A 5,044-nucleotide genomic window follows, 5' to 3' on the forward strand; every position below is an offset into this window, starting at 1 on the left:
TCGTCCCGCGGGGCGCCGGTACGGGCTTGTCTGGCGGCGCAATGCCGATACGGCATGGCATCGTGGTGTCTCTTGCGCGCTTTCGCAAGATCATGGAAGTCGATCCGTATGCGCGAACCGCGGGACGATGGGCACGTCGAGCCGCGCGCAAATCTGCACGACACGCTGAACCTGCGCCTCGGTTTCCGGCAATGCAACGGCAAGCGGCAAGCGTCTATACGCGGCGAGTCCGTCGCATTCGTACGCGGCGGTGTCTTCCTCGCGATACAACAAGCAATGCGTCGGCAGTACAGCCATCAATGCCTGGACCACTTCGCGCTGGCGTTGCGCGAGAATTTCCGGCGAAAGCTCGGCGGGTGCGTTCATGTCTCCTCCCGGCAATTTGTGCGCTGGAGCATTTCCAACAGCAGATCGCCTGATCTTGCACCTGGGCGTCCCCGCCGTCGATTGGGCTAATTACGGGGACGGAGCGCGTTTTCCCTGAGACGCTGAGTTATCAGGCGTCGTACGTAAAGATCTTGCCTGGATTCATCAGGTTGTTCGGGTCGAGCGCGTGTTTGATCGAGCGCATCACGCTGATCGCGTCTTCGCCATGTTCTTCGATCATGAACTGCATCTTGTGCAGGCCGACGCCATGCTCGCCGGTACACGTTCCGCCCATGCGCAGCGCGCGCTGCACGATCCGGTGATTGATGCGTTCGGCTTCTTCGAGTTCTTCTGGCTTCGCGGGATCGAGCAGCATGGCGACGTGGAAATTACCATCGCCGACGTGGCCAACTATCGGGCAGGGCAGCGTGCTCGCCTTCAGATCCTGTTCCGTCTCCATCACGCATTCGGCCAGGCGCGAGATCGGCACGCATACATCCGTGGTCACTGCGCGGCAACCGGGTTTCAATTGCAGCATCGCGAAATAGGCGTTGTGGCGCGCGTTCCACAGGCGGCTGCGATCTTCCGGGCGCGTCGCCCACTCGAAATCCGTGCCGTGATTTTCGGCAATGATCGCCTGCACCGTTTCCGCTTGCTCCTTCACGCTGCCTTCCGTGCCATGGAATTCGAAGAAGAGCATTGGCGATTCGCGGAAAGTCATGTTCGAGTGGCGGTTGATCGAACGCACGGCGAGCGAATCCAGGAATTCGACGCGGGCGACCGGCACGCCCATCTGGATTGTTTCGATGGTCGCGCGCACGGCGTCGCCCATCGACGGAAATGCGCACACCGCCGCCGATACCGCTTCCGGCTGCGGATAAAGCCGCACGGTGATCTCGACGATCACGCCAAGCGTGCCTTCCGAGCCGACGAACAAGCGCGTCAAGTCATATCCCGCCGATGATTTGCGCGCACGCGTGCCGGTCTTGATGACGCGGCCGTCGGCGAGTACGACGGTCAGGCCGAGCACGTTCTCGCGCATGGTCCCGTAACGCACGGCATTCGTGCCCGAGGCGCGCGTGGCGGACATCCCGCCAATGCTTGCGTCTGCGCCCGGGTCGATCGGGAAGAACAGGCCCGTATCCTTCAATGCTTCGTTCAACTGTTTGCGCGAAATCCCGGGCTGGACCGTGACGGTCAGGTCTTCGGCGTCTATCGACAAGACGCGGTTCAGGCCAGACATGTCGATGGACACGCCACCCTGCACTGCCAGCAAATGACCTTCAAGCGACGAACCATTGCCGTACGGAATCACCGGCACATTGTGTTCGGCGCACAGCTTCACTACCGTCTGGACTTCTTCCGTGCTCGTCACGAACACGACGGCATCGGGCAATTGCGGGTCGAACGGGGATTCGTCGCGTCCGTGGTGCTCGCGCACGGCGGCCGTGGTCGAAATGCGATCACCAAAAGCGGTTTTCAGCGCATCGAGCAGGGTGGCAGGAAAGGTGCGGCGAACGGCGATTGGAGGGACGGGATGGTTCACGGCATGTCTCCGGACATCGATGTGACGGACGTTGGGATGCACGAAATCCGGCAATTACGTGTGGGATTCGTGCGTTTTATGTGTCTATTTTACGCCGATACCCCGAGTCCAGCCGATGCTCGGTCGATGCCCGGTCGATGCCTATAATGAGCATGGACGCAGACTTTCGTTCGCGTCGACCTGGGAGACTACATGGGCAATCGCCTGAGCAAGATAGCGACACGCACCGGCGACGACGGCTCGACCGGCCTCGGCGACGGCAGCCGCGTGCAGAAAGACGACGCGCGGATCGCGGCCATTGGAGACGTCGATGAACTGAATTCGCAGATCGGCGTGCTGTTGTGCGAAAAACTCCCCGACGATGTCCGCGCGGCGCTGGTCGCGATCCAGCACGATCTCTTCGACCTTGGCGGCGAGCTTTGCATTCCCGGCCATTCGATGATCGAAGAGGCGCATCTTGCGCGTATCGATGATTGGATCAACGAGTACAACGCCAACCTGCCGCCGCTGAAGGAATTCATCCTGCCGGGTGGATCGCGGGCGGCAGCGCTTGCTCACGTTAGCCGGACGGTTTGCCGTCGCGCGGAACGCTCGATCGTCGCGCTTGGCCGTGTCGACAAGATCAACGCCGAGCCGCGAAAATACGTGAACCGGCTTTCTGATTTGCTGTTTGTCCTGTCACGCGTGCTGAACCGCGTAGATGGCGGGTCGGACGTGTTGTGGAATCACGAACGCAAGCTGTGAAGTAAAAAGGCTGCGAATCCGTCTTCGCAGCCTTTTCATCTTCAGTTGCCGTTACCACGCGCCACACGGCGCTGCTTCACGGCGGCGGCCAGCCCTTCCAGCACGCCCAGACTGTCTTCCCAGCTAATGCATGCGTCGGTCACGCTTTGACCGTAGACCAGCTCGCAGCCTTCCTTCAGATCCTGGCGTCCTGCAACCAGATTCGATTCCACCATCACGCCGACGATCCGCTCGTCGCCACCGGCAATCTGCTTGCCGATATCGGCGCAAACCGGGATCTGGTTCTCGTGCTTCTTCGAGCTATTGGCGTGGCTTGCATCGATCATCAAGCGTGCAGCCAACCCTGCCTTGCCGATGTCGCTGCACGCGGCGTCGACACTTTGCGCATCGTAGTTCGGCGCCTTGCCGCCGCGCAAAATGATGTGGCAATCCTCGTTGCCGGCCGTCGACACGATCGCCGAATGCCCGCCCTTCGTCACCGACAGGAAATGGTGCGGCTGCGACGCGGCCTTGATCGCATCCACGGCAATCTTCACATTGCCGTCCGTCCCGTTCTTGAAGCCGACCGGGCACGACAATCCCGAAGCCAGTTCACGATGCACCTGAGATTCCGTCGTCCGCGCACCGATCGCGCCCCACGAAATCAGATCCGCGATGTACTGCGGGCTGATCATGTCGAGGTACTCGGTGCCGGCCGGCAGCCCCAGTTCGTTGATGTGCAACAGCAGTTCGCGCGCGGTGCGCAGACCGTCATTGATCTTGAAGCTGTTGTCCATGTACGGGTCGTTGATCAGGCCCTTCCAGCCCACCGTGGTACGCGGCTTTTCGAAGTACACCCGCATCACGATTTCCAGCTCGCCCGCGAAACGCTTGCGCTGCTCGACCAGACGGCCGGCGTATTCCATCGCTGCCTTGGTGTCGTGAATCGAGCACGGTCCGATGATCACGATCAGCCGGTCTTCCATGCCGTGCAGGATGCGATGCATCGACTGGCGCGAGTTGTAGATGAGGTTCGAAACCGGCTCGGCGCACGCGAACTCGCGGATCAGGTGAGCAGGGGGCGTCAGTTCTTTCAATTCGCGGATTCGGACATCGTCGGTGTTGTGCGGGGGCATGCTGGTTCTCCAGGAACTCGTTTTGGTGCTGTGTTCAATGTGATGAATGAAAAAGACATAAAAAAACCGCCAGACTCGGCTGGCGGTTTTTCGGGAAACTTGGGTTTAGCACAAACGACTCACCCCTCTCGATCCGCCAGCGGCTTGAGATGCCAAAAGAAATAAAAATAAAACTTGGCGGACATGAGGTTTCGGTCTTTGGTAAAAATTGAACGTCTTGCTTTATAACCCCAAACCTGCGCGGGTGGCAAGTTGCAAGGTATCAAAATGCGGATAATCCGCATGCACGATGCTATTTCTGCGTGAGGCGTGTAGATTTCATGCGGTTTTTCCGCATGTCGCGCTTGCTTTCGACAAGCGGCGCGGCATGCGGAAGCGTCAGATTAAACCGTGCCGCCCACTGTCATCTTTTCGATGCGCAACGTCGGCTGGCCCACGCCCACCGGCACGCTCTGGCCTTCCTTGCCGCACACGCCCACGCCGCCGTCGAGCGCCATGTCGTTGCCGATCATGGTCACGTACTTGAGCGATTCCGGGCCGCTGCCAATCAGTGTCGCGCCCTTCACCGGGTACGTCACCTTGCCGTTTTCGATCATGTACGCCTCGGACGCCGAGAACACGAACTTGCCGTTGGTGATGTCGACCTGACCGCCGCCGAAATTCACCGCATACAAGCCGTTTTTCACCGATGCCAGGATTTCGCCCGGATCTTTATCGCCGTTGAGCATGTACGTGTTGGTCATGCGTGGCATGGGCAGCGCCGCGTACGATTCACGTCGTGCATTGCCCGTCACCGGCATTTTCATCAGGCGCGCGTTCAGCGAGTCCTGGATGTAGCCCTTCAGGATGCCGTCCTCGATCAGCGTGGTGCACTGCGTGGGATTGCCTTCGTCGTCGATGTTGAGCGACCCGCGGCGATTCGGCAGCGTGCCGTCATCGACAACCGTGACGCCTTTCGCCGCCACTCGCTCGCCGATCCGGCCAGCAAACGCCGACGAGCCCTTGCGGTTGAAGTCGCCTTCAAGTCCGTGGCCGATGGCTTCGTGCAGCAGCACGCCGGGCCAGCCCGGTCCGAGCACGACGGTCATGGCGCCTGCCGGAGCGGGACGCGCGTCGAGATTGACCAGTGCCGCGTGCACGGCCTGATCGACGTAGGTGGAGAGAATTTCGTCGGTGAAATAAGCATAGTCGTAGCGACCGCCGCCGCCGCCGCTGCCAATCTCGCGGCGTCCGTCCTTCTCGGCGATCACCGTCACAGAAACGCGCACGAGCA

At 60.5% G+C, this 5,044-nt stretch carries 4 protein-coding genes and 1 pseudogene; 1 reads left to right on the forward strand and 4 read right to left on the reverse strand.

What is annotated here, in order from left to right; genetic code table 11:
• Positions 1-105: 105 nt before the first annotated feature.
• Both ACRXB1_RS30210 and ACRXB1_RS30215 read right to left on the reverse strand, forming a co-directional pair.
• A pseudogene (locus tag ACRXB1_RS30210) lies at positions 106-366 on the reverse strand (FAD-binding oxidoreductase); the annotation flags it as partial.
• A gap of 130 nt (positions 367-496) precedes the next feature.
• On the reverse strand, positions 497-1,912 hold the full coding sequence (locus ACRXB1_RS30215; protein ID WP_449494128.1) for an FAD-binding oxidoreductase: 1,416 nt from the start codon (positions 1,910-1,912) through the stop codon (positions 497-499).
• A 192-nt stretch (positions 1,913-2,104) separates the two neighbouring features.
• Here ACRXB1_RS30215 and ACRXB1_RS30220 point away from each other — a divergent pair, with 192 nt between their 5' ends.
• Positions 2,105-2,656 carry a cob(I)yrinic acid a,c-diamide adenosyltransferase gene (locus ACRXB1_RS30220; RefSeq protein ID WP_061998478.1) on the forward strand — a complete coding sequence of 184 codons (552 nt, stop codon included), beginning with the start codon at positions 2,105-2,107 and terminating at the stop codon, positions 2,654-2,656.
• 41 nt (positions 2,657-2,697) lie between these two features.
• On the opposite strand, the gene aroG is transcribed toward ACRXB1_RS30220, so the two are convergent.
• Positions 2,698-3,771, reverse strand: coding sequence for a 3-deoxy-7-phosphoheptulonate synthase AroG (gene aroG, locus ACRXB1_RS30225; protein WP_449494129.1), 1,074 nt, complete (start codon positions 3,769-3,771; stop codon positions 2,698-2,700).
• Between the two features lie 383 nt (positions 3,772-4,154).
• On the reverse strand, positions 4,155-5,044 hold an 890-nt coding region (locus ACRXB1_RS30230), incomplete at its 5' end, for a metallopeptidase TldD-related protein (protein ID WP_449494130.1).

Source organism: Caballeronia sp. M23-90, assembly GCF_053574605.1.